This is a genomic window from Nonomuraea sp. NPDC050643 (assembly GCF_040654715.1).
Taxonomy (GTDB): Bacteria; Actinomycetota; Actinomycetes; order Streptosporangiales; family Streptosporangiaceae; genus Nonomuraea.
Window position 1 is genome coordinate 91264 of record NZ_JBFAIM010000031.1, and the last position, 25557, is coordinate 116820.

The 25557-nt window shown below is 70.9% G+C and carries 22 protein-coding genes and 1 tRNA gene; 6 read left to right on the forward strand and 17 right to left on the reverse strand.

The genetic code is table 11. The annotated features are described in order from the left end of the window. Positions 1 to 11 precede the first annotated feature (11 nt). From AB0I15_RS35100 to AB0I15_RS35110, 3 genes are all read left to right on the forward strand, one after another. Positions 12 to 3860 carry a S8 family serine peptidase gene (locus AB0I15_RS35100; RefSeq protein ID WP_358105128.1) on the forward strand — a complete coding sequence of 1283 codons (3849 nt, stop codon included), beginning with the start codon at positions 12 to 14 and terminating at the stop codon, positions 3858 to 3860. A 312-nt stretch (positions 3861 to 4172) separates the two neighbouring features. Continuing rightward, positions 4173 to 5237 carry a glycosyltransferase family 2 protein gene (locus AB0I15_RS35105; RefSeq protein ID WP_358105131.1) on the forward strand — a complete coding sequence of 355 codons (1065 nt, stop codon included), beginning with the start codon at positions 4173 to 4175 and terminating at the stop codon, positions 5235 to 5237. A 348-nt stretch (positions 5238 to 5585) separates the two neighbouring features. Beyond that, positions 5586 to 6788 carry a 4'-phosphopantetheinyl transferase superfamily protein gene (locus tag AB0I15_RS35110; protein WP_358105134.1) on the forward strand — a complete coding sequence of 401 codons (1203 nt, stop codon included), beginning with the start codon at positions 5586 to 5588 and terminating at the stop codon, positions 6786 to 6788. 438 nt (positions 6789 to 7226) lie between these two features. Here AB0I15_RS35110 and AB0I15_RS35115 read toward each other — a convergent pair. After that, a tRNA-Ala gene (locus AB0I15_RS35115) sits at positions 7227 to 7299 on the reverse strand. Between the two features lie 66 nt (positions 7300 to 7365). Beyond that, positions 7366 to 7599 (reverse strand): hypothetical protein, encoded by a 234-nt coding sequence (locus AB0I15_RS35120; protein ID WP_358105137.1) that lies wholly within the window; start codon positions 7597 to 7599, stop codon positions 7366 to 7368. Between the two features lie 340 nt (positions 7600 to 7939). Here AB0I15_RS35120 and AB0I15_RS35125 point away from each other — a divergent pair, with 340 nt between their 5' ends. Then, positions 7940 to 8290 carry a hypothetical protein gene (locus AB0I15_RS35125; protein ID WP_358105140.1) on the forward strand — a complete coding sequence of 117 codons (351 nt, stop codon included), beginning with the start codon at positions 7940 to 7942 and terminating at the stop codon, positions 8288 to 8290. Between the two features lie 39 nt (positions 8291 to 8329). On the opposite strand, the gene AB0I15_RS35130 is transcribed toward AB0I15_RS35125, so the two are convergent. The 6 genes from AB0I15_RS35130 to nadD all read right to left on the reverse strand — a co-directional run bounded on the left by AB0I15_RS35130 (position 8330) and on the right by nadD (position 12463). Next, on the reverse strand, positions 8330 to 9265 hold the full coding sequence (locus tag AB0I15_RS35130) for a fumarylacetoacetate hydrolase family protein (RefSeq protein ID WP_358105143.1): 936 nt from the start codon (positions 9263 to 9265) through the stop codon (positions 8330 to 8332). A 10-nt stretch (positions 9266 to 9275) separates the two neighbouring features. Next, positions 9276 to 10238, reverse strand: a complete 963-nt coding sequence (locus AB0I15_RS35135) for an MBL fold metallo-hydrolase (protein ID WP_358105145.1) — start codon at positions 10236 to 10238, stop codon at positions 9276 to 9278. 36 nt (positions 10239 to 10274) lie between these two features. After that, the gene (locus tag AB0I15_RS35140; protein WP_358105148.1) at positions 10275 to 10586 is read right to left on the reverse strand and encodes a LysR family transcriptional regulator; all 312 of its coding nucleotides are present in this window, start codon (positions 10584 to 10586) and stop codon (positions 10275 to 10277) included. A 147-nt stretch (positions 10587 to 10733) separates the two neighbouring features. After that, positions 10734 to 11363 carry a histidine phosphatase family protein gene (locus tag AB0I15_RS35145; protein WP_358105151.1) on the reverse strand — a complete coding sequence of 210 codons (630 nt, stop codon included), beginning with the start codon at positions 11361 to 11363 and terminating at the stop codon, positions 10734 to 10736. Beyond that, entirely contained in the window at positions 11360 to 11755 is a 396-nt protein-coding gene (gene rsfS, locus AB0I15_RS35150) for a ribosome silencing factor (RefSeq protein WP_358105154.1), read from the reverse strand. Before rsfS ends, AB0I15_RS35145 begins: the two co-directional genes overlap by 4 nt. Before the next feature lie 90 nt (positions 11756 to 11845). Beyond that, on the reverse strand, positions 11846 to 12463 hold the full coding sequence (nadD, locus tag AB0I15_RS35155) for a nicotinate-nucleotide adenylyltransferase (RefSeq protein WP_358105157.1): 618 nt from the start codon (positions 12461 to 12463) through the stop codon (positions 11846 to 11848). Positions 12464 to 12550: 87 nt separating this feature from the next. Between nadD and AB0I15_RS35160 the strand changes: the two genes are divergently transcribed. After that, positions 12551 to 13582 carry a M48 family metallopeptidase gene (locus AB0I15_RS35160; protein WP_358105160.1) on the forward strand — a complete coding sequence of 344 codons (1032 nt, stop codon included), beginning with the start codon at positions 12551 to 12553 and terminating at the stop codon, positions 13580 to 13582. Positions 13583 to 13653: 71 nt separating this feature from the next. Here AB0I15_RS35160 and AB0I15_RS35165 read toward each other — a convergent pair whose 3' ends face one another. From AB0I15_RS35165 to proB, 4 genes are all read right to left on the reverse strand, one after another. Beyond that, a complete protein-coding gene (locus tag AB0I15_RS35165; RefSeq protein WP_358105163.1) occupies positions 13654 to 15480 on the reverse strand; it encodes a protein kinase in 1827 nt (608 codons plus the stop codon). 82 nt (positions 15481 to 15562) lie between these two features. Further along, complete coding sequence (locus AB0I15_RS35170; RefSeq protein ID WP_358105167.1) at positions 15563 to 15739, reverse strand: hypothetical protein; 177 nt, start codon at positions 15737 to 15739, stop codon at positions 15563 to 15565. Positions 15740 to 15789: 50 nt separating this feature from the next. Beyond that, entirely contained in the window at positions 15790 to 17064 is a 1275-nt protein-coding gene (locus tag AB0I15_RS35175) for a glutamate-5-semialdehyde dehydrogenase (RefSeq protein WP_358105169.1), read from the reverse strand. Positions 17065 to 17084: 20 nt separating this feature from the next. Continuing rightward, positions 17085 to 18212 carry a glutamate 5-kinase gene (gene proB / locus AB0I15_RS35180; RefSeq protein ID WP_358105225.1) on the reverse strand — a complete coding sequence of 376 codons (1128 nt, stop codon included), beginning with the start codon at positions 18210 to 18212 and terminating at the stop codon, positions 17085 to 17087. 74 nt (positions 18213 to 18286) lie between these two features. Between proB and AB0I15_RS35185 the strand changes: the two genes are divergently transcribed. Further along, positions 18287 to 19045 (forward strand): SDR family oxidoreductase, encoded by a 759-nt coding sequence (locus AB0I15_RS35185; protein ID WP_358105172.1) that lies wholly within the window; start codon positions 18287 to 18289, stop codon positions 19043 to 19045. Positions 19046 to 19120: 75 nt separating this feature from the next. Here the strand turns inward: AB0I15_RS35185 and obgE are convergent, their stop codons facing one another. The 5 genes from obgE to AB0I15_RS35210 all read right to left on the reverse strand — a co-directional run bounded on the left by obgE (position 19121) and on the right by AB0I15_RS35210 (position 25445). Then, the gene (gene obgE, locus AB0I15_RS35190; protein WP_358105175.1) at positions 19121 to 20473 is read right to left on the reverse strand and encodes a GTPase ObgE; all 1353 of its coding nucleotides are present in this window, start codon (positions 20471 to 20473) and stop codon (positions 19121 to 19123) included. Positions 20474 to 20684: 211 nt separating this feature from the next. Further along, positions 20685 to 20942, reverse strand: coding sequence for a 50S ribosomal protein L27 (gene rpmA, locus AB0I15_RS35195; protein WP_012893687.1), 258 nt, complete (start codon positions 20940 to 20942; stop codon positions 20685 to 20687). Between the two features lie 15 nt (positions 20943 to 20957). Further along, positions 20958 to 21260, reverse strand: a complete 303-nt coding sequence (gene rplU / locus AB0I15_RS35200; RefSeq protein ID WP_080046162.1) for a 50S ribosomal protein L21 — start codon at positions 21258 to 21260, stop codon at positions 20958 to 20960. 219 nt (positions 21261 to 21479) lie between these two features. Then, positions 21480 to 24548 (reverse strand): Rne/Rng family ribonuclease, encoded by a 3069-nt coding sequence (locus AB0I15_RS35205; RefSeq protein WP_358105178.1) that lies wholly within the window; start codon positions 24546 to 24548, stop codon positions 21480 to 21482. A gap of 144 nt (positions 24549 to 24692) precedes the next feature. Continuing rightward, positions 24693 to 25445 (reverse strand): TIGR03936 family radical SAM-associated protein, encoded by a 753-nt coding sequence (locus AB0I15_RS35210; protein ID WP_358105181.1) that lies wholly within the window; start codon positions 25443 to 25445, stop codon positions 24693 to 24695. Positions 25446 to 25557 lie beyond the last annotated feature (112 nt).

Genomic DNA, 25557 nt, shown 5'->3' on the forward strand with positions numbered 1-25557 from the left:
AAGGGCATCCCTTGTCCCCTTTACCCACCCGGCTGGCCGCGGCCTTATCCGGCTTCGCCCTGGTGCTCACCCTCGGCGCCACACCCAGCGCCGCCGAGCCTCCCGGACCTTCCGGCCCCGGCGGTTCCGCCGCGGCCGGGCCCCCGCCCGCCGGCCAACCGGCCGGGACCGGGCCCGTGACGGAGGCCGAGCCCTCCGGCCCGGTCACCCTCACCCTCATCACCGGCGACGTCGTCGAGTACACGCCCGCGCGAGACGGCGGCGTGCCCTCGGTCGCCATCAGGGAGGCGACCGGGCCGGACCGCACGGACGTCACGTTCGCCACCCTGCCGAGCAAGGACGGCGGCTACCTCGTCCTGCCCTCCGACGCCGCGGCCATGGTCGCCGCGGGCGCGCTCGACGAGGAACTGTTCGACGTCGAGACGCTGGCCCGCGAGCGGCGCGCCGACGCCATCCCGCTGCTCGTCACGTACGCGGGCGACCCGGCCCCGGCCGCGCTCGCCAGGTCCGCGCAGGCCCTGCCCGCCGGTGAGAACGTGCGCGTGCTCGACAGCGTCAACGGCGCCGCGATGACCGTGCGCGCCGGGGAGACGGTCGCGTTCTGGGCCGGGCTCCGTACCGACCGGAAGGCGGCGCGCTCGGTCAGCGGGATCGCCAAGGTCTGGCTCGACCGCAAGACGCGCGTGTCCCTGGACCAGAGCGTGCCCCTGATCGGCGCGCCCACCGGCTGGGAGAAGGGGTACGACGGCAAGGGCGTCAAGGTCGCCGTCCTCGACACCGGCATCGACGTGAACCACCCCGACTTCGTCGGCCGCATCCTGGCCACCGAGAACTTCTCCGACGCCCCCGGCATCGCGGACAGGAAGGGGCACGGCACCCACGTGGCCTCGACGATCGCCGGCGGGGGCGCGACCTACAAGGGCGTGGCGCCCGCCGCGTCGCTGCTGGTGGGCAAGGTGCTCGGCGACGGCGGCAACGGGGAGTGGTCGTGGGCCATCGCCGGCATGGAGTGGGCCGCCGCGCAGGGCGCCGACGTGGTCAACATGAGCCTCGGCAGTTGCTGCGGCAACGGCACCGACCCGATGAGCCTGGCCGTGAACGAGCTGACGAAAAGGCACGGGACGCTGTTCGTGGCAGCCGCTGGCAACGAGTCCGACCCGCTCACCGTGAGCGTCCCCGCGGCGGCCGACGAGGCGCTCGCGGTGGGCGCGGTCGACAAGACGACGGGCACGACGCTGGCCGGCTTCTCCAGCAGGGGGCCGAGGCTGGACGACGCGGCGGTCAAGCCGAACATCGTCGCCCCCGGCGTGGACATCGTCGCCGCCCGCTCGGCCGACTCCGCGCTGCCGGGGATTCCAGGCGACGCCGCGTACACGGGGTTCAGCGGCACCTCGATGGCGACCCCGCACGTGGCGGGGGCGGCGGCCATCCTGGCCCAGCAGCATCCGGGCTGGCGGGCCGGTGAGCTGCGGGACGCGCTGACCTCGACCGCCGTGCGCAACGACGGGCACAACTGGTACGAGGAGGGCAGCGGCCGGGTGGACGTGGCGCGGGCGGTGACCCAGACCGTGTTCGCGACGTCGGCGGTGGACTTCCGCCTGCTCGGCGAGACGGCCACGCGGCAGGTGACGTACCGCAACACGGGCGCGGCGGCGGTCACGCTGTCGGTCTCGCTGGAGACGCGCGGGTGGAGCGGCAGGCCCGCCCCCGGCAAGGCGGTCCGGCTCGGCGCCGGGACCGTCACCGTGCCCGCGAACGGCACGGCCACGGTCGGCCTCACCGTGGACCCGTCGGCGGGCGAGGTGGGCGCGTACGGCGGCTGGGTGACGGCGAGCGGCGGCGACGCGCGACTGGTGACGCCGTTCAGCTACTACACGGGCCCGGCCACGCACCGGCTCGGGGTGTCGCTGGTCAACTCCTACGGCACCAAGGAGTTCTTCCCCGGCTACCAGGCCGAGCCCATCGTGTACGCGATCCCGCTGAAGCGCGGCAACAGCCCCGAGGACCCCTTCAATCCCTACGGCTACTACTACCTGCGCACCGACTACGCGGGCGCCGGCGAGTTCTACCTGCCCGCCGGCGACTACGAGGTCATCGGCGTGCTGCCCGAGAGCCGGCTCGCCAACCGCAGTAGCTGGGTGATCGAGACGGTCACCCTCGACGGGGACGAGACGGTCACCCTGGACGCCCGCAAGACCGTCCGCGTCAGGCCGGACGTCGCGAGCCCCGCCGACGGCGCCGGCCACGCCTACTACGTGCGCACCTTCACGGATCGCACGCTGCCGGTCTCCGTCTACGGGGGCGCGGTGGGCGGCGGCCACGACCTGTACGTCACGCCGGTCTCCGCGCCCAAGGCCGGCAAGGTGCGCCTGACCCACCAGTGGGACCTGGAGCCACCGGTCCTCACCTCCGCCACGGCGGGGGACCTACGGCTGCGGCCCGCGTACGACATGGAGTCCATGCGCGGCCTCTCCTCCGTCTCGTCGTACCCGATCGTGTCCGTGGGGCGGGGGCGGCCGGAGGACTTCGCGGGCGTGGACGTGGCCGGCAAGGTCGTCCTGGCCGGGGTCCCGGTCGAGAGCGGCGTCAGGCCGTACGTGACGGCCGGCGCGCTGCTGGACGAGGCGGGCCAGAACGCGTCACGGCGCGGGGCGGCGGGCATCCTCGCCTACCTCGACGTGGACGGCGGGCAGGCGCGGGTGCCGTCCGGGGGCTCGTTCCACCGCCTCGGCCTGAGCGCGGACGAGGGCCGCGCCGTCCGGGCCGCCCTGGCCAAGGGGCCGCTCTCCCTGCACCTGGAGCCGTACGCGGGGCCGGAGGTGGTCTACCACCTGCGATTCGACGCGCGGGGCAAGGTGCCGGCCAAGCCGGAGCGGGTGGAGCCGGGGCATCTGGTACGCGTTGACGCCGCGTACCACGCCGACAAGCCCGACACGTTCGGCTGGGAGTACGGGGAGTCGACGGCCGGCGAGGAGCCGGGGCGGCTCGTGTACGGCGGGGCGCTGCGGATGCCCGTGGCCCGCACCGAGTACTTCGGGCCCATGTCGGACGACGTGGTGTGGTCGCGCACGATCACGAACGGGGGCCTGGACCTGCGCTCGGACGACCGGTTCACCCGCCGGGACCGGCAACGTTCTGAGCGGTGGTTCAAGGCGCCGCTGGTGCCCGGGGCCGCGGACGTGCCGTCGGGCTATCCGGTCAGGCTGCCGTGCGCGCTGTGCCGGGACGGGGACCGGTTCGTACCGGGTGAGCAGTGGCGTGACTCGGATCCGCGCCACTACAGCGGCCTGGGACCGGTGACGTCGGTGCCGCGCCTGTTCGCCGCGGATCAGGAGATTCCGGTGCAGGGCCGGCGCCCGCGCTCGTTCACGGTGCCGGCGGGGACGGCTCCGTACCGGCTGGAGACGGTGGACACCACCGACCGCCCGCTGTCCAGAAAGGTCACCACGACCTCCCGCTTCACCTCCTCACCGCCGGGCTCCGGGACGCCCGCCGGATACACCTGCACTTTCGGCACGTCCTGCGCCTTCCAGCCCGTGCCGCAGCTCACCTACGACCTGCCGCTCGACCTGCTGAACCGGGCGGCCGCCGGCGAGCCGTACGCCTTCGACCTGCGGGCGGCCACCCGCTCGGGCACATCCGCCGTCACCGAGGTCAAGGTCGAGTACTCGTCGAACGACGGGACGACTTGGCAGACCGCGTCGAAGGTCAGAAAACTGGGCGCGGACCGGTACTGGGTGGAGCTGACCCACCCGCCACTACCCCAGACCAGCGGTCACGTGTCGCTGCGAGTCACCGCCACGGACAAGGCAGGCGCCTCCACCACCCAGACCATCGACAGAGCGTATGCCCTGCGATAACCCCCTGAAGTAGCGCCGAACCGGACGGCCAAGGAGCTCAACCCTCCTTGGCCGTCCGCTTTTCACAGAACACCTTTTCCACAGGACAAACCCACCCCCGCCCCCACCCTCCACAGAACCCGATTCGGCCCCACACCCCCCACCCCCGGCAAAGCATCCTCATCCCACGCCCACGCCCACACCCACACCCACACCGCGAGAAAGGGACCGCAGGATGCCCGGAGGCCCGCCCACACTGGGATTCAGCCTGATCATCTACGCCGCAGTCGGCCTCATCGCCCTGGTCACCCTCAAGCTGAGGGGGCGGCGCAGGTGACCAGACCTCCCGCCCTCACCCTCACCGTCATCGTCCCCGCCCACAACGAGGAACGCGGCCTGCCCGCCACCCTCGACTCCCTCAGATGCCAGTCGATCCCGCCCGAGCAGATCATCGTCGTGGACGACGGCTCAACGGACCGCACGAGCGAGGTCGCCGCCTCCTACGGCGTGACCGTCCTGCGCCCACCCCGCAACCTCGGCAGCAAGGCCAAAGCCCAGAACCACGCGCTCCCGCACTGCACCACGGATCTGGTCCTGGCCGTCGACGCCGACACGGTCCTCGCCCCCGACTACATCGAGCGCGTCATGCCCGTCTTCGACGACCCCGACGTGCACGTGGCGGCCGGCAACGTCCAGACGAGGTTCACCCGAACGCCGTGGGAGCGCGGCAGATCCACCGAATACCTCTTCGGCTTCCACTGGCACCGCCCGATCCAGCACCTGGCCAACAGCCCCATGGTCTGCTCGGGCTGCTGCTCGGTGTTCAGGCGCACCACGCTGGCCGACTTCGGCGGCTTCCCCGAGCGCACGATCGTCGAGGACATGGACTACACGTGGAGCCAGCAGTCGGCGGGCCACCGGGCGGTCTACGTCTCCGACGCCACGGCCTGGGCCGCCGACCCGGAAACCCTCACCTACCTGCGCAAGCAGGTGTGGCGCTGGATGGCGGGCTTCATGCAGAACGTCCGCCTCCACCTCCCCCGCCTGCTCACCCGCAAGCCCATGCTGGCCACCTGGATCATCGTGGCCCTGCTGGAGATCCTCATGGCCCCGCTGTGGTGGGCGACCCCTCTGATCCTCACGCTTACCTTGCAGCGATCAGTGGCCCCCACGCTGGCCTGGTGGCTCGGCGGCGAACTCCTGCTGACCGTCCCCACCCTCCTCTACGCCGCCAGACGCCGCCACCTCCCAGTGGCCAAGGTCCTCCTCAACCTCCCCTTCGTCTACCTCAACAAGACCGTCAACCTCTATTACGCCTGGAAGGCCCTGATAGTAGAGCTCATCCTGGTCCCCCTCCACCTCTCCCAAGGCCTCCTCATCTACGAAAAAGGCCGCTAACCCACCCCACGCACCCACCCACCCGACCAACGACCAACGACCAACGACCCAACCACCCCCTGGCTACTCCAACCGACCACCCACCCCACCCGACCCGCCCCGACCCCAGCCCGGCTCCACCCGCCCCGACCCCACCCAGCCCGACCCGACCCGGCGCGGCATGGCCCGGCCCAACCAGTCACTCACCCAATCGATCCGACCGCCAACCACGCCCGACCGACCCCGACCCGAACCGACCGACGCCAAGCCCGACTGGCTAACCCCCACCCACCGGTCACTCACTCGGCTGGCGGGACGCTAACGTGACTCGACGCAAAAGCCAGCGATCCCGGCGACGATGCTCCCACGATGATCGATGACATCCTCCCCGCCTGGGTCGCCACCGCTGAGGAGTTCGCCGACCCACCCCACGTGACCCTCTTCCCCGAGGAGGAGGCCCTGATCACCCGTGCGGCGGACAAGCGCCGCCACGAGTTCCGAACCTCCCGCCACTGCGCCCACAGGGCACTGCTCCTACTCGACATGACCCCCCAGCCCATTCTCCGAGGGGATCGCGGTGCCCCGGCCTGGCCACCGGGCATCACCGGCAGCATCACCCACTGTCCCGGCTACCGAGCCGCAGCCGTGGCCCGCGACGCCCTGGCGATCGGCATAGACGCCGAACCCTACGCCCCAGCCCCCGAAGGCATCCTTCACCGCATCGCCACCCCCACCGAGATCGCCGCCCTCCACCGAACCGGCCTCCCCACCCCCGACCGACTCCTGTTCAGCGCAAAAGAGGCCATCTACAAGACCTGGTTCCCCCTCACCGGCCACCACCTGACCTTCAGACAAGCCACCGTGACCTTCACCCTCTCCACCCCACCCACACTCCCGACCCCCACCACAACCATCCAACCCCCCTCCCACGAAACCCGACCTCCGCTCACCCACCGCGCACCCCACCAAACAGCAAACGCAACCACCCACCCCGCACCTCACCAAACAGAACGCTCAACCACCCACTCCACCTCTCACGACCCATCACGCCCAAGCACCCATCCCACGCCCCACCGAACAGAACGCTCGACCGCTCACCCCACACCCCACGACACACCACTCCCAGCCACGCACCTCACACCTCACGACACAGAACGCTCACCCGCTCACGTCACACCCCACGACACAGGACACCCAACAGGTCACGTCACACCCGAGGAAACGACGCCCTCAATCGCCCAGCTCCGCTGCTACCCGACACCACCCCAGGCCCAGCCCACCCTGCACCGGACATCCCCTCACCCGCCCGAGTCCACCTCCCATCGGCCGCCGGCCCTCACCCACCAGCCCTCAGCCTTCGCCGACCACCCCACCTCCGCCCCCGCGCCACCTCGCCTCGCTTCAACCTCGCCCACCAGCATCTACGCAACCGGGACCTTCGAGGCCGAAATCGCGGTCCACGGCCCCGGCTGGCCCACTCACCTGTCCGGCCGCTGGCTGATCAGCAACGGCTTGATCGTAACTGCCATCGTCATCCGCGCCCCCGGACCCGCTGCCCGAAGCCAACCCTGAACCCACCCATCTCCGAACCCCACCCGACCTTGCACTCGACCAGCCCGATCCCCGACGCAGCCTTGCACGCGACCCAACCTTGAGCCTGAACCAACCTTGAGCCTGAGCCTGAGCCCGCCCTGAGCCTGGTTCAGCCCCCGGGCCTGACACCAGCCCCTTGGTCTGTGCCCAAACCACCCACTGCGCCCGCCACCAACCCTCGGAGCACCCCGGAGCACCCCGGGCCACCTCCGGGGCGCCCCCGGGGCGCCACGGACCACTCCCGGCCCCACCCTCTGACATGCCCTGAGTCCACCCCTGATGCCCGAAACCAAACCCCAGGCCCAGACATACCACCCCAGCACAGAACTCGGCGTCCACGCGCGTACAGGCCGCCCAGGGCCCCAAAAAGAACTAGGCGGGCCAAAAGAGGCCCGCCTAGGAACAACACCATCAGGGTGGAGCTATGGGGATTCGAACCCCAGACCTCCTCCATGCCATGGAGGCGCGCTACCAACTGCGCCATAGCCCCTGGTCACCGCTTCGAGTCCACCCGTTGCGGCGCTCCGAGAGCATATAGCCATCCGCCCTCATTCGCCTAATCGCGCCGCCCGTCCCGCGCCCTCGCCACCAACACCGCCATCCCATCGAGCTGCCGCCGCAATCCGAACTCCAAAAGCGTGTCCAGCCCGGCCTCCCCGACCACCTTGGCCAGAACGGCAAGGGCGCCAAAATCGAACAACTCCCCCAACTCGGCCTCCCGGGCCCGCATCCACTCGTCCTCCGTGATCCCCGTCTCCGTACGAGCCTGCTCCTCCGCCCCCAGACTCACCGCAACCCCTCCGGACGAACTTCACCAACGACACAGCGGCGTGCAGCATCGTGTTCGCGCCAGCCCCAGCCCCTCAAACCGCCGCCCGCAACAGCCGGTCCGTGCGAGCCATCCCATCGCGTACGAGCTGAGGCCGCCTCAGCGACACGGCGTGAGCCAGCCAGGGATGCCGCCGGCAGATACGCCACCATCATGAGCACCGGCGGCCAGACCAGGGCCTCGCTCGACTTCGCCGCGCCCCCGCTGCCCTACGACCACCGCGACCGCGCCCAGCACCACGCCCCTGGTCTAGAGCGCTTTCCAGGGCCTCGGCTGGGAGATCCCGTCCCTGCTCAGACGGATGCGCGAGGCGGACGGCCTCTACTTCACCCCGACGGCCCAGGTCGTCCTACCGCGCTACCCCTCCGGCAGGATCGTCCTGCTGGGCGACGCGGGCCACGCCCCGGGCCTGGGGGGCATGGGCACGGGCCTGGCCCTGATCGCCGCGTACGTCCTGGCCGGCGAACTGCCCGAGGCCGACGACCACCCGACCGCCTTCGACACCCACGAAAGCCGTATAAGGCCATTTGTCGACGTCTGCCAGCGCCAAGCCAAAGGTGCCGACATATACCTCGTCCCCACGAAAAAGTCCCGAATATGGCGGCGCAACCAGATCATGCGGATGCTGCCGTACATGCCAGGAAAAGCATGATCAAACGCATGACCGACCGCGCCGCCTCAGCCATCACCCTCAAGGACTACGACGCGCCCCCAGATCATCCTCCACAGGCTCCGGCCCCGCCACGATCCGGCTCCGCTGCAGGCCCAGCAGTTCCACGCTGATCGTCACCGTGTCGCCCGGCGCGAGCGGCGCGTGCGCCTCGAACCCCAGGCGTCCCCACAGCTCGGCCAGGCACCCGCCACCGCACGTGCCGGACCCGAGCACGTCCCCGGCCCGCACCTCGCTCCCCCGGGACGCGTACGCGATCATCTGCGGATACGAGAACGCCATGTTGCTCCACCGGTCCCCGCCCACGGTCAGCCCGTTGACCGCCGCGGTCATCGGCAGGTCGAAGGCGTTGCCCGACCGGTACGGCTCCAGCTCGTCCGGCGTGACCAGCACGGGCCCGAACGTCGTGGCGGTGTCCTTGCCCTTCACTGGCCCCAGCCGCACCTCCATCTCGGCGACCTGGATGTCGCGGGCCGACCAGTCGTTCATGAGCATGTACCCCGCGATGTGCCCCGCGGCCTCCGCAACGCCCAAGTCCCGTCCGCCGCGCCCGATCACCGCGGCGACCTCGAGCTCGAAGTCGAACACCACGCACCCCGGCGGCACCGGCACGTCGTCGTGCGGCCCGATCACGGCGTAGGGGCTGGTGAAGTAGAAGGCCGGCGCCGCGTACCACTGGTCGGGCACCGGCAGCCCCATCAGCTTGGCCACACCCTCGACGTGCTGCTCGAACGTCATGAAGTCGCGCACGGTGGGCGGGTCGGGAATGGGCGACCGCAGCCGTACGGACTCCAGCGGCACGACCTCGGCGGGGTCGCGCAGCGCGGCCGCACCGGCGCCCGGCAGGTCGTCGAGCAGATCGACCAGCCGCACCCCCGGCGGCAGGGCGTACACCTCTTCGGCGACGACCACTCCGGCCCGGTCGCCCTCGGGTCCCGCGTAGGTGACGAATCTCATCGGTGCCCCCTCATACCGACGTCGGAAATGGGCCGCGGTTCCAGGCGACCGCGTCCGTGAAGGCGGACGGGAGGTCCACCTCGGCGCCCGCCGCGTCCGCGTACACGCGGTGCAGGTTGAGCACGAGCCGCTCAGGATCGGCCCAGCCCTCGAAGTCCCGCAGGTCGACGTGCCGGGCGGCGTCGAGCGGGCTCAGCCCCCGATCCATCCCGGCCCGCGCGGTGTCGAGCACGAAGCGGTAGTAACGCTCGTGGTCGGCCAGGATGCCCGGCAGGTCGGCACCCCTGGCCAGGGGCCCGTGACCGGGCACGATGTGCTCGGCGCCGAAGCCCGCCAGCCAGTCCAGCGAGCGCAGCGCCCCCTCGGCCGAGCCCATCACGATCAGCGGCGTGAGGCCGTGGAAGAGCAGGTCGCCGGTGAACAGCACGCGTTCCTCCGGCAGCCAGGCCACCACGTCACCTGCCGTGTGCGCCGCATGGCCGGGATAGAGCAGGTCGATACGCCGCCCGCCGCTGTAGAGCGTCAGCTCCGAGCGGAACACGAGCGCCGGCGGCCGCCTCGACACCGCCCCCCATTCGGGCACCGGCGACCAGAACGGCGGGCACCCGTCGATGACGAAGTCGGCCAGCACCGCCGCCCGGACGCTCTCGTGGCCGACGATCACCGCCTGCTCGGGAAGCAGGCTGTTGCCGTAGGTGTGGTCGCCGTGCTGGTGCGTGTTCACCGCCGCCCGGATGGGCGCGTCGCCGGTGGCCGTGGCCAGCGCCGTCAAGAATCTCCGGGTACGTTCCTCGGTGGCGCAGGTGTCGATGACGACCGTGCCGTCGTCCCCCGTCACCGCGCCCGCGTTGTTGACCCACCAGGTGCCGTCGGGCTGCACCCATGCGTGCACCCCTGGCACGATCTCGTGCAATGCCGCCGCTTCGAGCCTGCTGTTCACCCGCCTGGCGTCGTTGGTGTGCTTGTTTGCCATGCGTACGATGCCACCACGGACCCCGCGGGGTCATCATCAGCGGGAACGGTTACGATCACCCCCCACCCCGTCGTGAGGCCCGTCGTACGACGTGTCGGCGCGAGCCAGCTCCGCCAGCCCGTCCACCGCGGCCAGCACCCTGCGGGCCTCCGCGACCACCCGCTCCCCCGCGGGCGTCAGCGCGACCCGGCGGCTCGTCCGTTCGAACAGCCGCTGCCCGACCTCGCGCTCCAGTCGCTGGATGTGGCGCCCGAACGGCTGGGCGGCGATGAAATGCCGCTGCGCGGCGCGGCCGAAATGCAACTCCTCTGCGAGCGTGACCGCATAGCGTAATGACCGAATCTCCATCGGCGAACCTTCCCCGACGCCGGCGGCCTGCCGTCCCAGGCCACCGCGGTGTCTGTCGCGGAATGATTCGTCCGAGATCGCCCGTCGTATGTCGGCAGGTTTCGAGCCGCACGGCCCCCGAGCCGTGCGAGCCGTCCTAGGCCTGTCCTAAGCCTCCGCGTCGGGCCGGTCGTCGCTGTTCACCGGTTCGGGCAGGGTGCCGGCGTTGTGCTCGAGCAGCCGCCACCCCCTGCGCCCTTCCTGCAGCACGGACCAGGAGCAGTTGCCCAGCCCGCCCAGCGTGGGCCACAGCTCCTCGGGCAGGCCGAGCAGCTCGCAGATGCCGAGCCGCAGCGCGGCCCCATGGGAGGCCACGACCAGGAGCCCGTGGTCGTCGAGCCGGGCGGCCCACCGCCGCATGGCCCCGGCCACCCGGGCGGCCACGTCGGTGACGGGCTCTCCGTCCGGCGCCTCCCAGGCCGCGTACTCCTGGGGCCACTGCGCGGCGATCTCGTCGCGCGTCAGCCCTTCCCACTGACCCCCGCCGCGCTCGCGGAAGTCCTTGTCGACCGCCACGTCGAGCCCCACGACCCGCCCGAGCGCCAGGGCCGTGTCGTTGGCGCGCTGGAGGTCGGAGGAGACGATGAGGGTCGGCCGTAGCGAGGCCAGCAACGACGCGGCCCTGGCGGCCTGCGCGACGCCGGTCTCGTCGAGGGGAATGTCGGAGTGTCCCTGGAAACGCTGTTCGACGTTCCACAACGTCTGCCCGTGCCGCAGACACACGATGCGTCTGGTCAAGTGCGGGCCCGCTGCAGGTTGGCCTGCATGACGCTCTCCGGCAGCGCGATGGCCGGGCAGTCCTTCCACAGGCGCTCGAGCGCGTAGAATGTGCGGTCCTCCTCGTGCTGCACGTGCACGACGATCTCGAGGTAGTCGAGCAGCACCCAGCGGCCCTCGCGCTCGCCCTCGCGGCGCACGGGCTTGGCGTCGGCCTCGATGCGCAGCCGGTCTTCGATCTCGTCGACGATGGCGCGGACCTGGCGGTCGTTGGTGGCGGAGCAGAGCAGGAAGGCGTCGGTGATGACGAGCTGTTCGCTCACGTCGTAGGCGAGGATGTCATCGGCCAGCTTGTCGGCCGCCGCCTCCGCGGCGATGCGCACGAGCTGGACGGCTCTGTCAGATGCGGTCACGATGCGGGTCTGTCCTCCTGTGTCGGCAGCATGCCCATATGTTGAGGGTACCCTTCCAGGCCGAAACCCCTCACGTACGGCACGAATACCTTAGCCAGTGGCCTGATACATCCCTCGTTTGTTGATGTACTGGACGATGCCGTCGGGCACCAAATACCAAATCGGTTCTCCCTTGGCCACCCGCTGACGGCACTCGGACGACGAAATGGCCAGTGCGGGAATTTCCAGCAACGTGACCCGGCCCTCGGGCAGCCCGGGATCGTGCAAGGTGTGCCCCGGGCGCGTGCAACCGACGAAATGGGCCAGCTCGAACAGTTCGTCGGCGTCCTGCCAGCCGAGAATGGCGCCGAGCGCGTCGGCGCCGGTGATGAAGTACAGCTCGACCTCGGGACCGTAGATCTCCGCGATGTCGCGCAAAGTATCGATCGTGAACGTCGGCCCGGGCCGATCCACGTCCGCCCTGCTCACGGAGAAGCGGGGATTGGACGCGGTCGCGATGACCGTCATCAAATAGCGATCCTCCGGGGCCGACACCTCACGCCCCGACTTCTGGTACGGCCGTCCAGTCGGCACGAAGACGACCTCGTCGAGCTGGAAGTGATGGGCCACTTCGCTGGCGGCGACGAGGTGGCCGTGGTGGATGGGATCGAACGTCCCACCCATCACACCTACTCGCCGCATCCCCTGCACACCAGGCGCGTTCATCATGAAACGGACCTTACGCGGACGCGTCGCCACAACATGATGGGACCCCCCTTGATGATGTCCGCGCATCACTTCCGTTGCGGACGTAGCATGCCGGGCATGACGACCACCCCGGACCGCAACCGCGTCCAACTGCCCGGCATATCGTCCCGAGCCTACGAACACCCCGCAGACCGGTCCGCCCTGGTCGCTCTGCGTAAGTTGAGTGGGTTCGACACGGTTCTCAAGCAGATGTCTGGTCTCGTCAGCGAGCGCCGCCTCCGCCTCATGTACCTGGCCTCGGCAGTCCGCGTCAGCGAGACCCAGTTCCGCTCCCTGTACGACATGGGGCGAGACGCCGCCTACATCCTCGACCTTCACCGGATCCCCGAGATCTACGTCCAGCAGGACCCTCGGGTCCAGGCCAAGGCCATCGGCTTCGATGACCCGTTCATCGTCGTGACCACCGGCCTCCTCAACCTCATGGACGAGGAGGAGCAGCGCTTCGTCATCGGCCACGAGACCTCGCACATCCTGTCGGGGCACGCGGTCTACCGGACGATGCTCGACATCCTCACCACCCTCGCCGCCCGCGTCGCCTGGATCCCGCTCGGCTACATCGGCCTGCGCGCGATCGTCGCCGGCCTGGAGGAGTGGTACCGCAAGTCCGAGCTCTCCTCCGACCGCGGCGGCCTGCTGACGGGGCAGAACCCCGACTCGGCCAAGCGCGCGCTGATGAAGCTCGCCGGCGGCGACTACACCCACGAGATGAACATCGAGGCGTTCCTGGAGCAGTACCAGGAATACGACACCGCGGGCGACCTGCGCGACGGCTTCCTCAAGGTCCTCAACCTGCTCGGCACCACACACCCCTTCGCGGTCGTGCGCGTGGCGGAGCTCGACAGGTGGCAGCGCAGCGGCGAGTACGACCGGATCCTCGGCGGCGACTACCCGCGCCGGGAAGACGACCCCAACGCACGAGTGACCGACGAGATCAAGGCGGCGGCCGAGTCCTACCGCGCGTCCTGGTCGCAGTCGCAGGACCCGTTCATCGGCGTCCTGCGCGACGTGGCCGAAGGCGCGGTCAACGCGGGCGAGCGCATCTTCAACCGCTTCTCCCGCCGCGACGGCGGCCAGGGCTGAGCCGGCTCCGCCAGCCGCGGCCAGATCCGCTTGATCGGCCGCGATGACCCGCCGTGGTGGGCACCGGCGGGTCAGAGCAGGAGGGCGATGGCGCGCACGGCGGCCGCGCACAGGGCGACGAACCCGCCCAGCACGGCCAGTGCGCGCAGCCCCTCCCTACGCAGGTCGGGCAGCCGATGCCCGATCCGCTCGATCTCCCGTCCGGTGATGCCGCCGCACAGCATCCCGAACACCACGGCCGCCACCGTCACGGGCGCGGGCTGCTGCCACCAGTCGGTCTCGATCTGACCGCCGCCCGTCGCCCACAGCGCTCCGCCCGACGCCACCGCGACGGGCACGCCCGGCCACACGACGGCGGTCGCCGCCGCCCCGGTCAGCGCGAGCGGGAAGAGCAACACCCGCAGCGCCACCCGCGTACGCCGCGAGCTGCGATTCCTGACCATCCAGTGGCCCATCCACAAGGTCCTGGTCAGCACCACGAACGCCGTGGTGATCGCGATCGAGGCGATCGGCCAGATCACCGAGGCCACCACGCACGGCACGGCCAGCACCGCGAGCAGCAGCAGCGCGCCGTTGCCCGCGGGCAGCGTGGTCGCCGACTCGGCCCGCAGCCCGGCTCTGCGCCGGTCCTGCGGCTTGGCCACCGCCGTCCGGCTCCTGACGGCCGCCGCCGTACGCTGGCGCGTGGTTCCGACCTTCGGCCGGGGCCCGGTGTTCTTGCCGTCGGTGCCCGCCCGGCTCCGCGGCGCGGGCACCTTCCCCTCCGCCGCCGGACGACCGCGCGCCGCGGCCCCCTCAGCCCCGCTGCGGCCGCGCGCCGCGGCCCCGTCCGCACTCGTACGGTTCCGCGCCGCCGCGCCCTTCCCGTCGGGAACGACCCTGCCGCCCGCCCGCCCGTCGGGAACGGCCCGGCCGGACGCACGCCCGCGCGGCGCCGGCACCTTCCCCTCGGCGGGCACGACGTTGGGCCGGCTGCGCGCGGACTTGGCCTCGCCACGGGCGGCCTCCTCGGCCGTCCTGCTCCGCACCGCCGTGCCCTTGCCGGATTCCTCGACCGCGTCGGCGGCGCGCGCCCCGGCGGGCGGCGACTCGGGCTCGGCCGCGCTGGTGGCCTTGGCCAGCCTCGACAGCCGGTCGGCCAGCAGCGCCGCCGTGGGCCGTTTGCCCGGCTCCCGGTTGAGTGCCGCGCGTACCAGCGGCAGCAGCTCCACGGGCACGCCCTTGAGGTCGGCCTGACCGTTCAGCACCGCGTACATCTGCGCCTCGGCCGTCCCACGCCCGAACGTCGGCCGCCCGGTCGCCGCGAACGCCACCGTGGCCGCCCACGCGTGCACGTCGGCGGGCGAGTCCACGTTCTCGTCGGCGAAGATCTCCGGCGCGGTGTAGCCGGGCGTGCCGAGGAACGTGCCCGTCATGGTGAGCCGCGTCGCGTCGAGCACCTGGGCGATGCCGAAGTCGATCAGCACCGGCCCCTCGGTGCCCATGATGATGTTGCCGGGCTTCAGGTCGCGGTGCACGACGCCGGCCGCGTGGATGATCGCGAGGGCGGCGGCGATGCCCTGGGCCATGTCCACGAGCTGGGACACGTCGAGGGGGCCGCTCTGGCGTACACGTTCGAGCAGCGTGGCGCCCTCGATGTGCTCCATGACCAGGTAGGGACGGCTGTGGTCGAGGTCGGCGTCGAGCACCTTGGCCACGTAGGGGCTCTCGACCCTGCGCAGCGCGCGGACCTCTCGCTCCAGCCGGATGCGCGAGGTCTCGTCCTCGGCCAGGTCATGAAGGACTTTGAGGGCGACGTGCTCGCTGCGGCGGGTGCTGGCGAGGTAGACCTCACCCATCCCGCCCCGGCCGAGCCGCTCGATCAGGGTGTACGGCCCGACCTTGCCGAGCTTGCTCACCGTCCCTCCCCGCCCGGCGCGCCCATAAGGGACACAAATCTAGCGCCGGGACACGAGTTGCCGCTTGAGGCACGCCGAAGGTTTATCTGCGTGTGTGATCGGACAGCATGGCATCGAGCCCTGTCGTGGGCTCCTCGGACAGCCGTCTGCGGCCCTTCCTGCGCCAGTTGACATGGCCCCGGCTCTCCAGCCAGAGCAGCAGCCGATCGGCGCCGAACAGCACCGCGGCCGAGAAGACGAGGGCGACGACGATTTCCATGTCTCCCAGTCAAACCACGGCCCGCGGTGCGGGTCAGGCCGACACGCCGATCAACCGGCCACCACCGTGCCCTCTGACGTGCGCAAATGCCCCTCACCGGTATAGACCCACTTGGTCGAGGTCAGCTCGGGCAGGCCCATGGGCCCCCGCGAATGCAGCTTCTGGGTGGAGATGCCTATCTCCGCACCGAATCCGAACTCCCCTCCATCGGTGAACCTGGTCGAGGCGTTGACCGCCACGGCCGCCGAGTCGACCAGCGCGACGAACCGCCGGGCGGCCCGCTGCGACCGGGTGACGATGGCGTCGGTGTGGCCGGAGCCGTAGCGCCTGATGTGCGCCACCGCGTCCTCCAGCGAGCCGACGACGGCGGCGGCGATGTCGAGCGAGAGATATTCGGCGTAGAAGTCGTCCTCGGTGACGGGCACCACGTCGGCGGCGTAGCCGGCGATCCGCGTGTCACCGTGCACGGTCACCCCGGCCTCCCGCAGCGCCTCCAGCGCCCTGGGCACGAACGCGTCGGCGACGCCCTCGTGCACCAGGAACGTCTCGGCGGCGTTGCACACCGACGGCCGCTGCGCCTTGGCGTTGACCAGGATCTGCACGGCCAGCTCCACGTCGGCCTCGGCGTCGACGTAGACGTGGCAGTTGCCCACGCCGGTCTCGATCACCGGCACCGTGGACTCCTCCACCACCGAGTTGATCAGCGAGGCGCCGCCGCGCGGGATCAGCACGTCGACCAGGCCGCGGGCCCGCATGAGCTCCTTGACCGAGTCACGGCTCTGCCCGGGGACGAGCTGGACGGCCCCGGCGGGCACCTCGGTCTCCGCCAGCGCGCCCTGCATGATCTTCACCAGGGCGGTGTTGGAGGAGTAGGCGCTGGACGAGCCGCGCAGCAGCACCGCGTTGCCGCTCTTGAGGCAGAGCGCGGCGGCGTCGACGGTGACGTTGGGGCGGCCTTCGTAGATGATGCCGATCACGCCCAGCGGGACCCTGAGCTGGCGTAGCTCTAGCCCGTTGGGCAGCGTGCTCCCCCGGACGACCTCGCCGACCGGGTCGGGCAGATCGGCCACCTGCCGCACGGCCTCGGCGATGGCCGCGATCCTGGCCTCGTCGAGCCGCAGCCGGTCGATCATCGCCTCGGACGTGCCCTGGGCCCTGGCCTGCTCGACGTCCTTGGCGTTGGCCTCGACGATCTCGGCGGCGTGCGCGACCAGGGCGTCGGCGACGGTGCGCAGCGCCCGGTCCTTGGGCGCCCGCGGCAGCGGGGCCAGCTCGGCGGCGGCCTCACGTGCCGCACGGGCGACCTTCAAGAACTCTTCGGACATCGCGCGCTCCTCGTCGGGCTTCAGCTGTGGGATTCCAGTATGACGATGTCGTCGCGGTGGATCAGCTCACGTTCATATTCCGGACCGAGCGCGCTCGCCAGCTCCTTGGTGGAGCGCCCGAGCAGGCCGGGGATCTCGGTGGCGTCGAAGTTCACCAGGCCGCGGGCCACGACGAGCCCCTGAGGCCCGCACAGGTCGACGGGGTCGCCCGCGGCGAACTCGCCCTCCACGGACGTCACCCCGGCCGGCAGCAGCGACTTGCGCCGTCCCACGATGGCCTCCACCGCGCCCTGGTCGAGGTGGAGACGGCCGCGCCCGGTGGTGGCGTGCGCGAGCCAGAGCAGCCGCGTGCCGGGATGGCGGCCACCGGGGTGGAAGTAGGTGCCCACGTCGGCCCCGCTGAGCGCCTGGGCCGCGTGAGCGGCCGCGGTGAGCACCACGGGCACCCCGGCGCCGGTGGCGATCCTGGCGGCCTGCACCTTCGTCACCATGCCGCCGGTGCCGACGGCCGCGCCGTTCTTGCCCAGCTCGACGCCGACCAGATCTTCGGGCCCGCGGATCTCCGCCAGCCGCCGCGAGCCGCTGCGGCTGGGCGGGCCGTCGTAGAGCGCGTCGACGTCCGACAGCAGCACGAGGGCGTCCGCGTGGATGAGGTGCGACACCAGCGCCGCCAGCCGGTCGTTGTCGCCGAAGCGGATCTCGTCGGTGGCGACGGTGTCGTTCTCGTTGACGATGGGCACGATGCCCAGCTCCAGCAGCCGGGCCAGGGTGCGCTGGGCGTTGGCGTGGTGGGCGCGGCGCATCATGTCGTCGGCGGTCAGCAGCACCTGGCCGACGCGTAGGGAGTAGCGGGCGAAGGAGGAGGTGTAGCGGGCGACCAGCACGCCCTGCCCGACGGACGCCGCCGCCTGCTGGGTGGCCAGGTCACGCGGTCGCGCGCTCAGCCCGAGCGGGCCGAGGCCCGCCGCGATGGCTCCCGAGGAGACCAGCACGATCTGCGTCCCGGTACGGCGCCGCGCCGCCAGCACGTCCACCAGGGCGTCCACGCGATCGACGTCGATCATGCCCTGGGGGGTCGTGAGCGAGGAGGAGCCGACCTTGACGACGACCTTCGACGCTGAGCTGATCTGTTCCCGCACGACAGGCAGCCTATCCGTTCCGCGGCGGGTCAGGAGATTCGCTACATTGACTGCATCACTACATTCGATGTAGTTATTCTGCCATGGAAATCCGTACTTATGTCGTCACGGGCGCCGCATCTGGCATCGGCGCGGCCACCGCCGACCATCTGGAGCAGGCGGGCGCGCGAGTGATCCGCTGCGATGTGCACGAGGCCGACCTGACCACCCCGGAAGGCCGCGAAACCCTGGTGGCGCACGTCACGAACGCGTCGGGCGGCCGGATCGACGGCCTCATCGCCGTCGCGGGCCTCGGCGTCCCCTCCGAGCTGACGGTCAGGCTCAACTTCTTCGGCACCGTCGCCACCCTGGAGGGCCTGCGCCCCCTCCTGCTGGCCTCCGACCGCCCCAGCGCGGTCGTGGTGTCCTCGCTCAGCGCGATCGTGGCCGCCGACGAGGGCATCGTGAGCGCCTGCCTGTCCATGGACGAGGAGAGCGCCGTCGCCGCGGCGCGCACGGCCATCGGCGAAGGGCGCGGCCGCATCGTCTACCCGTCGTCCAAGGCGGCGCTCGACCGCTGGCTGCGCCGCGCCGCCGTGACCCCCGACTGGGCCGGGGCCGGCATCCCGCTCAACGCGGTGGCGCCCGGCGTCGTGGACACGGACACGGCCAGGAAGCTCATCCTGTCCGACCGTACGACCCGCGACCTCGTGTCCACCGCCATGCCCCAGCCGCTGGGCTTCCCCGGCCCGGCGGACGCGATCGCGTCCCTCCTGGCCTGGCTGGCCGGCCCGGCCAACACCTTCACGACCGGCCAGATCATCTACGCCGACGGCGGCGCCGAGGCCACCCTGCGCCCCTGACCACCGCGGAGCCGCCCCTGCCCCGGAGACCTGCCGGGCGGAGATCCACCCGCCCCGGCGTCCCCGGTGCGGCGGTCACGCGAAGCGGTTGTCGGACCCCCGCGGCCCCTGCCGCACCGACTCGGCGTTCAGCGTGGGCTGCCAGTCGAAGACGTAGCCACCCTCCATCGGCCCGATGACCACCTCGGCGCCCGCCTTGGCCCCGGCCTTGGCCAGCTCCTGCTCGACCCCCAGCCGCTCGAGCCGGTCGGCGAGATATCCGACCGCCTCGTCGTTGGTGAAGTCGGTCTGCCTGATCCACCGCTCCGGCTTCTCACCGGTGATCTGGAACAGGTTCTCGTTGACCCGCCGCACCTTGAACCCGGTGTCCCCGAGCTGCTTGGGCCGGATGACCAGCCGCGTCGGCTCCTCGACCGGCTTGTTGGCCCTGGCCGCCGCCACCCACTCGCCCATCGCGAACGTGAGCTCCCGCAACCCGTCATGCGTGGCGGCCGAGATCGTGAAGACCTTCAGCCCCCGCTCCTCGAACTCGGGCGCGACCAGTTCGGCCAGCTCCCGGGCGTCGGGGACGTCGGCCTTGTTCAGCACCACCAGCCGCGGCCGGTCCTCGAGCTTCCCGTACGCCCGCAGCTCCGCCTCGATCACCTCGTAGTCCGTGACCGGGTCACGCCCGGGCTCCATGGTCGCGCAGTCGATGACGTGCACGAGCATGTCGCACCGCTCGACGTGCCGCAGGAACTCGTGCCCGAGCCCCTTGCCCTGGGACGCGCCCGGGATCAGCCCCGGCACGTCGGCGACGGTGAACACGTTGTCCCCCGCCGTCACCACGCCCAGGTTGGGGATCAGCGTGGTGAACGGATAGTCCGCGATCTTCGGCTTGGCCGCGCTGAGCGCCGCGATCAGCGAGGACTTCCCGGCGCTGGGGAACCCGACCAGCGCCACGTCCGCGACGCTCTTGAGCTCCAGCATGACGTCGAGCCCGTCGCCCGGCTCGCCGAGCAGCGCGAACCCGGGCGCCTTGCGCTTGGTGCTGGCCAGGGCCGCGTTGCCGAGCCCGCCGTGACCGCCCTGGGCGATCACGTACCGGGTGCCGGCCCCCACGAGGTCGACCAGCACCTCACCCGTGTCGGCGTCCTTCACCACCGTCCCGTTGGGCACGGCCAGGATCACGTCGCCGCCGTTGGCCCCGTCGCGGTTGGAACCCTGCCCCTGCTTGCCGTTCTCGGCGTTGCGGTGCGGGCGGCGGTGGTAGTCGAGCAGGGTCGCCGTGTTGGGATCGACCTCGAGCACGACGTCACCGCCCCGCCCGCCGTTCCCGCCGTCGGGCCCGCCGAGCGGCTTGAACTTCTCCCGGTGGATGGAGGCACACCCATTTCCCCCGTCACCGGCCCTGATGTGCAGGACCACCTGGTCCACAAAGTCCGGCATGCCGTATTCCTCCATCGCCCCACCAGGGGCATCTCATTCCAACACCCGGGCCCCCAAAGGCCTCACCGGGCTCATGCGACGGCCCTACCCACCCAAACGGCCCAGCCTTCGACCAGGGCCCGTACCGGCTGGAACAGCCACGAAAAACGCCAAAGGGCGGATCGACGAGCGATCCACCCTTTGAACCAACGCTTAGGAGAAGGAGGAAACCTTACTCCGCGACAGGAACGATGCTGACGGCGCGGCGGCCGCGCTTGACACCGAACTGCACGTGACCGGCGGCCAGCGCGAACAGCGTGTCATCGCCACCGCGGCCCACGTTGTCGCCAGGGTGGAAGTGGGTGCCACGCTGACGGACGATGATCTCGCCCGCGTTGACCAGCTGGCCACCGAAGCGCTTGACGCCCAGACGCTGGGCGTTGGAGTCACGACCGTTCCGGGTGGACGACGCGCCCTTCTTGTGTGCCATCTCTCAAACTCCCGTTCAGGCCTGCTCGATACCGGTGATCTTCACCTGGGTGTACCGCTGGCGGTGACCCTGGCGCTTCTTGTAACCGGTCTTGTTCTTGTACTTGAGAATGCGGATCTTCGGGCCCTTGGTCTCGCCGAGGATCTCGGCGTTGACCGTGAACTTGCCCGCCTCGGTGGTCACATCGCCGTCGTTGACGACGAGCACCGTCGGCAGCGAAACCGAAGAGCCGACCTCGCCGGCGACCTTGTCCACCTCGAGGACGTCACCGACGGAGACCTTCTGCTGCCTGCCGCCGCAACGAACGATCGCGTACACCGCGGAACCCTTCTACTGACTCACTGTTGCGAACCTCGGCCATCCCACACCGGGGACGGCCGCTGACTCCGAATGCTGCGCCTATCATTCGGTCTGTCTCAAACCGACGAACCGAGTAAGCGCGCCAACAGGGCACGTCACCTGACGCACCGATTCACCAGGGTACCGGATTAACGGGCCCCTAGGCGAACCGGACGGAACGTCGGAAGTCTGCCGAGGCTAATCGGCCGACTTGGCTCGGCGGGAGCGTCGCCGCCCTCTGCCGGAAGTCTGGCTTGCCTGGTCGTCCTCAGCCGGGACGTCTTCAAGCGCACCGGTCACGGTATCACGGCCGGAGGAGTCCTTGGCCGCGGAAACCTTGTCCGAGACCGCCTTCTCGACCGCCATCTTGCCCTGCGTACCGCGTCCTTCGGGCTTGCTCTCGACCGGCTCCGTGGAGACGATCAGACCGCGCCCGTTGCAGCACTCGCACGGCGTCGAGAACGCCTCCAGCAGCCCCTGACCGACCCGCTTACGCGTCATCTGCACCAGGCCCAGCGACGTCACCTCGGCCACCTGGTGCTTGGTCCTGTCGCGGGCCAGGCACTCCAGCATCCGCCGCAGCACCAGGTCGCGGTTCGACTCCAGCACCATGTCGATGAAGTCGATCACGATGATGCCGCCGATGTCGCGGAGCCTGAGCTGGCGCACGATCTCCTCGGCCGCCTCCAGGTTGTTCCTGGTGACGGTCTCCTCGAGGTTGCCGCCCTGGCCGGTGAACTTGCCGGTGTTGACGTCCACGACGGTCATCGCCTCGGTACGGTCGATCACCAGCGAGCCGCCGCTGGGCAGCCACACCTTGCGCTCCATCGCCTTGCCGAGCTGCTCGTCGATCCGGTACGACTCGAAGACGTCGCCGCCCTGGTCGTCGTCCCACCTCGACAGGCGCTCGGCCAGGTGCGGCGCGACGTACTTGACGTAGTCGTCGACCGTGTCCCACGCCTCGTCGCCCTGCACGACCAGCGAGGTGAAGTCCTCGTTGAACACGTCGCGCACGACCCGGATGGTCAGGTCGGGCTCGGCGGACAGCAGCTCGGGCGGGCTGGCCGACTTGGCCTTCTTCTGGATGCTCTCCCACTGCGCCGACAGCCGCGCCACGTCACGGGCCAGCTCCTCCTCGGAGGCCCCCTCGGCGGCGGTACGCACGATCACGCCGGCGTTCTCCGGCATGACCTTCTTCAGGATGCTCTTGAGCCGCGTGCGCTCCTTGTCGGGCAGCTTGCGGCTGATGCCGGTCATCGACCCGTCCGGCACGTACACGAGGTATCGGCCGGGCAGGCTGATCTGCGACGTGAGCCGGGCGCCCTTGTGCCCGATCGGGTCCTTGGTGACCTGAACGAGCACCGACTGACCCGACTTCAGCGCCGACTCGATGCGCTTGGGCTGGCCCTCGAGGCCGGCGGTGTCGAAGTTCACCTCGCCGGCGTACAGGACCGCGTTCCTGCCCTTGCCGATGTCCACGAACGCCGCCTCCATCGAGGGCAGCACGTTCTGCACCTTGCCGAGGTAGACGTTGCCGACGTAGGACTGGCTGGCCTCGCGGTTGACGTAGTGCTCGACGAGCACGCCGTCCTCCAGCACCGCGATCTGCGTACGGTCGCCCACCCGCCGCACGACCATCATGCGGTCGACGGACTCACGGCGGGCCAGGAACTCCGACTCGGTGATGATCGGCGGCCGCCTGCGCCCGAGCTCGCGCCCTTCACGACGGCGCTGCTTCTTGGCCTCGAGCCGGGTGGAGCCGCGCACGCTCTGCACGCCGTCGGTGGCGGTGTCGAGCGAGGCCGCACGCCCCGAGCGCGGCGCCCGGATGCGCACCACGGTGTTCGGCGGGTCGTCACTGGCCGGCTCGGCGCCTTCGTCGCCGCCACGCCGACGGCGACGCCGGCGGCGGCGCGAGGACGAGGCCTCCTCTTCCTGCGCCTCCTCGCCCTGCTCCTCGTCGCCGTCCTCGTCGGACTCCTCGCCGTCGTCGGCGTCGTCACGCTCGCGCGCCTTGCCGCGGCCCCGGCCGCCACGCCGGCGGCGCCGACGCCGGCCGCCGCCCTCTTCCTCCTGGTCGTCGGAGGTGTCGAGCTCGGCCTCGGTCTCGGCCTCTTCCTCGGTCACGGTCTCGTCGACCGGCTCCTCGGCCTCCTCAGGCTCCGCCACCACCGGCTGCGGGGGCTCCTGCCGCCGGGTGGCGGCGGGCTTGGCCCGGCTGGGGTCGGGCGCCTGGAAGAGCGGCGCGAAGATGGCCGCCGGCCGCTGGAACGCGGCCCCCGGCTGGTCCTGCCTGCGCGCGGAGAGCCCGAACGGGTCGGCGAGCAGGCTGGAGCGCACCGGCTCCTCGTCGAGGTCCTCACCGGCGGGCTCGTCGTCGAGCGGCTCGTCCTCGGGCAGGATCTCCAGGATGTCGTCCTCGATGCCTTCGACGGTGTCCCCGGGCTCCACCCCGGCACCCTGTCCCTGAGCCGCCTCAGCGCTCACGGCGCCGGCGTCCTCGGCCGCCTCGGCCTGAGCCGCACCGGCCCGAGTCCTCGTGCTCCTGGTACGGGTCGTCCGGGTACGCCCGCCACGCGTGACACCTGCGGCCTCACCGTCCCCGGCGGCCTCACCGGAACCGGCGACCTCCTCCGCGGCACCCTTTCCGGCACCGGAGGGCGTCTCCACCCCGGCCTCACCACGCGCCGCGGACTCCTCCACGGACCGTGCCACGTCAGCGGCCTCGACCTCTTCGGTCTCGGCCTTCTTCCGCGTCCGGCGCCGCTTCACCGGCGCCTCCGCGCCTTCGGCGGCGATCTCGTCGGGCTTCTCTGCTTCCGGGAGCGCTCCCGCCGTGTCCGGCTGCTCCTCGGCCTCCTTCTTCGTGGTACGCCGCCGCGTGGTCGTGGCGGTGGACCTCGTCCTGGTGGCCCTCTTGGGCTTCTCAGTCACAGCGTCGGCCACGGCATCGGCCACAGCGTCGGCCACAGCCGCCTCGACCGGGCTCTCACCTTCGAACCCGGAACCGGCGGCCGCCTCGAGAATCTCAGGCGTGGGCTCCCCGGCCGCACGCTGTGCGGCCTTGCGCTGTATCGGTTGCACTTCCGCCACCGACGGCGCGGCCTGCGCCGCCACAACGGTGACCGGAGTGGACGCCGGCTCCTCGGGCGGCTCCGGCGGTGGACCCGCCGGGCGGCTGGAGCGGCGACGTCGGGTCACGTCGGGCTGTTCAATTGTCTCCCCGTCAGGGCCAGTGACCCCGGCGTTGGGCTCGTTGTCGAGCATGCGGGCGTTCTCCCGTCAGCTCCCGGGCGCGTCGCCGCGCCGCGCAGGAGCCCTCGTGTCTCGTTGTCCGCCGGCGCCCCCGAAGTGGAGGCGTCGGCGCCAAGTCCTGTCAGCGGCCGTACCCCGCTCGCGCAGGGCACTTCCTTAACCGGCGACGTGCTCACCCGCCGGACCCGCCTCGCCGCCGCGCGTGGTGTCGCGGTCCAGGTCGAGCGGGTCGGCAAGCGCACCGGTGCTTACGTCGAGCGGCCCCTGCGCCAGCCTGGTCACCTCGGGGGGAACCGGCGGCGCGAAGTCGGCCACAAGGCGCAGCCCTGTGAGCACATCGTCGGGTCGAACGGCAGGCGTCATGTGCCGAACAACCATGCGCAGTATGACACACGGCCCTCCCTGCACTTGAGCTGCGGTTCTGTCTGTTCCCTCAGACACCACGAGGCCCAGGACGGCCTCCCGCGCGTCGAAGCGGCGGGGGCCCTTCTTGGTCAGGCGCTCGACTTCCACCGTGCCTGCCGCGAGGAATTTCGCCGCCGCCACCTCGGCGAGCTCGCGATCGGCACCGGGCAGCCGCACCTCCCAGTCGGAGACCTCCAAGCGGTCGGCCAGCCCCCCCGGACCCGCCTCCACAACGTCGAGCACATCGAGCCCAGGCGGCAACGACTCGTCCAGGGCTTGTCTGACCTGGCCGGGGTCGCACGGCGTGGTAACACCGATCTCGAGGTATTCGGCTTCGCTGGCGACACCGGTCGGCGCCGCGCCCGCGTAGGAGATCTTCGGGTGAGGCGAGAAACCCGCGCTGTAGGCCACCGGAATGCCGGCACGACGGACCGCCCTCTCGACGGCCCGCGAGATGTCGCGGTGGCTGGTGAAGCGCAGGCGGCCGCGCTTGGCGTAACGCACACGCAGGCGCTGCACCGTGGGCGCGGGCGGAGGCCCTTCGGGAACAGGTTTCAGAGCTGGTCGTCCTTCCCTTGTAAGAGTTCCTTCGTCTCAGGATAAGCCGCTCAGGCGT

Excerpts from the sequence above, each read along its gene's own strand:
- AB0I15_RS35140 (WP_358105148.1), bottom strand. The coding sequence starts at position 10,586 with ATGGAGATTCGGTCATTACGCTATGCGGTCACGCTCGCAGAGGAGTTG.
- AB0I15_RS35175 (WP_358105169.1), bottom strand. The coding sequence starts at position 17,064 with ATGTCCGAAGAGTTCTTGAAGGTCGCCCGTGCGGCACGTGAGGCCGCC.
- AB0I15_RS35130 (WP_358105143.1), bottom strand. The coding sequence starts at position 9,265 with ATGAGATTCGTCACCTACGCGGGACCCGAGGGCGACCGGGCCGGAGTG.
- nadD (WP_358105157.1), bottom strand. The coding sequence starts at position 12,463 with ATGATGAACGCGCCTGGTGTGCAGGGGATGCGGCGAGTAGGTGTGATG.
- AB0I15_RS35160 (WP_358105160.1), top strand. The coding sequence starts at position 12,551 with ATGCCGGGCATGACGACCACCCCGGACCGCAACCGCGTCCAACTGCCC.
- AB0I15_RS35135 (WP_358105145.1), bottom strand. The coding sequence starts at position 10,238 with ATGGCAAACAAGCACACCAACGACGCCAGGCGGGTGAACAGCAGGCTC.
- AB0I15_RS35125 (WP_358105140.1), top strand. The coding sequence starts at position 7,940 with ATGCGCGAGGCGGACGGCCTCTACTTCACCCCGACGGCCCAGGTCGTC.
- AB0I15_RS35185 (WP_358105172.1), top strand. The coding sequence starts at position 18,287 with ATGGAAATCCGTACTTATGTCGTCACGGGCGCCGCATCTGGCATCGGC.
- AB0I15_RS35110 (WP_358105134.1), top strand. The coding sequence starts at position 5,586 with ATGATCGATGACATCCTCCCCGCCTGGGTCGCCACCGCTGAGGAGTTC.
- obgE (WP_358105175.1), bottom strand. The coding sequence starts at position 20,473 with ATGCCGGACTTTGTGGACCAGGTGGTCCTGCACATCAGGGCCGGTGAC.
- AB0I15_RS35170 (WP_358105167.1), bottom strand. The coding sequence starts at position 15,739 with ATGGAAATCGTCGTCGCCCTCGTCTTCTCGGCCGCGGTGCTGTTCGGC.
- rpmA (WP_012893687.1), bottom strand. The coding sequence starts at position 20,942 with ATGGCACACAAGAAGGGCGCGTCGTCCACCCGGAACGGTCGTGACTCC.
- AB0I15_RS35205 (WP_358105178.1), bottom strand. The coding sequence starts at position 24,548 with ATGCTCGACAACGAGCCCAACGCCGGGGTCACTGGCCCTGACGGGGAG.